Origin of the sequence: Dyella sp. (genome assembly GCF_036384435.1) — a bacterium.
Lineage (GTDB): Bacteria > Pseudomonadota > Gammaproteobacteria > Xanthomonadales > Rhodanobacteraceae > GSA-30.
This window is the reverse complement of the sequence record NZ_DASVMI010000033.1, coordinates 1-3,659: the sequence shown is the minus strand read 5'-3', so window position 1 is coordinate 3,659 and position 3,659 is coordinate 1. Positions and strand designations below refer to the sequence as shown.

The following is a 3,659-nucleotide window of genomic DNA, read 5'->3' as shown; positions in this document are numbered from 1 at the left end:
CAAGTGGTGCAGCCGCACTCGGCCGAACGGGTTGTCGGCTATATGCAGCAGGCGCTGGAAAGCCTGGCCGATGCACTCGAACAGCGGCCACTCATGCCTGCCCGACAGATCGATGTGTTATCCAACGACGAGCGCCAATTTCTGCTCAGTGTTTCGCGTGGTCCGTCCGAATCGTTTCCGACGGATTTGTGCATGCATCAGTTGTTCGAGGCACAAGTACGTCAGCAACCGCAGGCAACAGCACTGATCTGCGGCGACACCATGCTTTCATACGCACAACTGAATGATCGCGCCAACCAGTTGGCGCATGAATTGATCGCACGAGGAGCCAAGCCCGATACCTTGATCGCACTATGCGTCGAGCGTAGCGTGGGCATGGTCGTGGGATTGTTCGGCATTCTCAAAGCCGGTGCAGCCTATCTTCCCCTTGACCCCGGCAATCCTCCCGATCGTCTGGCTCAGATGCTCGAGGATGCACGACCGCTTGCCCTTCTGGTCGATGCCAGTGGCTTGCATGCCGTGGAAACAGTCGTGGCCGAACAGTTGCCATTGCTGCGCGTGGACGAAGCCGAACCGTCATGGTCGTCACGATCGCCTGCCAACCCCGATATCCACGCAACCGGCCTGACGCCAGCGCATCTGGCGTATGTGATCTACACCTCCGGTTCTACAGGGCGTCCCAAGGGTGTACCCAACGAACATCGCGGCCTGTTGAACCGTCTCAGCTGGATGCAAGCCAGCTACCGGTTGCAATCCAACGATCTGACGTTGCAGAAAACGCCCTATAGCTTCGATGTTTCCGTATGGGAGTTCTTCTGGACGCTCGGTTATGGCGCCGCCTTGTTAATGGCTCCTCCCGGCGCGCACAAGGACCCGTTGGCGTTGCTTGAACTCATCCAGGCACACGAAGTAACCACGCTGCACTTCGTGCCCTCGATGCTGGCATCGTTTCTTGATCAGGTCGCCCCGGGTTCATGCCGTTCATTGCGACATATTTTCTGCAGTGGTGAAGCGCTTTCTCCAGCATTGGCACGTAAGGCTCGGCAGTGGTTTCCCCATGCAGCACTGCACAATCTCTATGGGCCCACCGAGGCGGCCATCGATGTCACGGCATGGGCCTGCCCTCCTGGCTTCTCCGGCGACGTGGTGCCGATCGGCAAACCCATCGCCAATGTGAGCATGTATTTGCTCGATGCGCAGTTGCAGCCAGTTCCCTTCGGGGCGGTTGGAGAGTTGTATATCGGCGGCGCAGGTGTGGCACGAGGCTATCTCAATCGCCCCGAGCTTACCGCAGAGCGGTTCTTGACGGATCCGTTCGCCAGCACGCCAGGCGCGCACATGTATCGGACGGGTGATCTGGCGCGCTACATGCCTGATGGCGAGATTGAATACCTGGGTCGCAACGATCATCAGGTAAAGATCCGCGGTTTCCGCATCGAGCTGGGCGAGATCGAGGCGGTACTGGCCGCGCAACCCGGCGTAGCACAGGCCGTGGTGGTGGCACGTGATGCCGCCGCCGGGCACAAGCAACTGGTGGCGTATGTGGCGGCGGTCGAGGGTGTCCGGCCCGACAGCACGGCCCTGCGCCAGGCCGTTGCCGCGGCCCTGCCTGATTACATGTTGCCGGCAGCCTTCGTGACGCTGGATACGCTGCCACTCACCCCCAGCGGCAAGATCGATCGCAAGGCGCTGCCCGCGCCCGACGAAGAGGCGTTCATGCGGCGCGCCTATGAAGCCCCCCGGGGCGAGATCGAACAGCGGCTGGCCCAGGTCTGGTCCGAACTGCTCGGCATCGAGCGCATCGGTCGCCACGACAACTTCTTCGAACTGGGTGGCCATTCCCTGTTGGCTATCCAGTTGATGGGTCGCTTGCGCCGACTGGGTTTGAGCATCGAAGTGCATGCGCTGTTTGCGACCCCGACCCTGGCCGACCTGGCCGATACCTTGGGTAGCCACCACGAGTGGGTTACGCCACCTAACCTCATCGAGGCCGACAGCACCACGCTCTCGCCCGCGATGCTGCCGCTGATCGACCTGTCACAGGCCGATATCGACCAGATCGTGGCACGCGTGCCCGGTGGCGTTCGCAACATCAAGGATATCTACGCCCTTTCGCCCTTGCAGGAAGGCATCCTGTTTCATCATCTGCTGGCCAAGGGTGGCGATCCCTACTTGCAGGTCAACCAACTGGCCTTTGACGATCGCGCCGTGCTGGATCGTTACCTGGGTGCCTTGCAGCAGGTGATCGATCGTCACGACATCCTGCGCACGGCCTTTATCTGGGAAGGCGTGAGCATGCCCGCCCAGGTCGTCTGGCGACAGGCGCAACTGGACGTGACCGAGGTGACACTCGATCCCCAGGCGGGCGCACCGTCCGAGCAACTGGCGCGTCGCTTCGATCCGCGTCATTACCGTATCGACCTGACCCACGCGCCCTTGTTGCGTGCCGCCATTGCACGCGAGCCCGGCTCGGATCGCTGGTTGCTGTTGCAGATCCAGCATCATCTGATCGACGACGTGTCTTCGCTGGGCATCATCCTGGCCGAGATCAAGGCGATCGCGCAGGGGCGTGGCGATCGGTTGCCCGCGCCTCAACCCTTCCGCCACATGGTGGCGCAATCGCGCCTGGGCGTGTCCACGCAGGAACACGAGCAGTTCTTTCGCCAGATGCTTGCCGATGTGCAGGAGCCGACCTTGCCTTTCGGGCTGGCCGACGTCCATCGTGACGGCAGTCAGGTCCAGGATGCCTACCGGCTGGTGCCGGCCTCCTTGCAGGAGCGGCTGCGTGCGCAGGCCCGTCGTTGTGGCGTGAGCCTGGCCAGCCTGTGCCATCTGGCCTGGGGCCAGGTTGTCGCACGTACCAGCGGTCGCGAAGACGTGGTATTCGGTACCGTGCTGTTTGGTCGCATGCAGGCGGGCAAGGATGCCGGACGGGCCATCGGCCTGTTCATCAACACCTTGCCGCTGCGCCTGACCCTGGACGGTCGCAGCGTCGAGGACGGCGTGCGTCAGGCGCATGCGCAGTTGGCTCAACTGCTGCGTCACGAACACGCCTCGCTGGCCCTGGCCCAGCGTTGCAGCGGCGTGGCGGCCCCGGCGCCCTTGTTCAGTGCGTTGCTCAACTACCGGCACAACCTCTCGCCCAGTGGCGAAACGGCCACCATGCCGCTGCTCGATGGCGTGACATGGATCAGCGGCGAGGAACGGTCGAATTATCCGTTCACCTTGTCCGTCGACGACTCCGGCCATGCCCTGGGCCTGACCGTACAAGTGGTGCAGCCGCACTCGGCCGAACGGGTTGTCGGCTATATGCAGCAGGCGCTGGAAAGCCTGGCCGATGCACTCGAACAGCGGCCACTCATGCCTGCCCGACAGATCGATGTGTTATCCAACAACGAACTCACCCAGTTGCTGTCGCACTGGAACGCAACATCGCAGGACATCGCCGCGTTGCCGTTCCCTACGCTCTTCGAGCAACAGGCCCTGCATCAGCCGCAAGCGTTGGCGATCGGTTACGAAGGCACGTCGCTGTCCTATGGCGAGCTCGAACAGCGCGCCAATCGTCTGGCGCATGTACTCATCGCCGAAGGCATCGGTCCGGAGCAGATCGTGGGCCTGGCCATGCCTCGCTCGCCCGAGCTGATCGTGGCCCTGCTGGG

Annotated in this window: 1 protein-coding gene; it reads left to right on the top strand. The window is 62.5% G+C overall.

Annotated elements, in window-relative coordinates:
- The coding region (locus VF436_RS03130) for an amino acid adenylation domain-containing protein (protein WP_330902523.1) at positions 1 to 3,659 on the top strand (3,659 nt) is incomplete at both ends.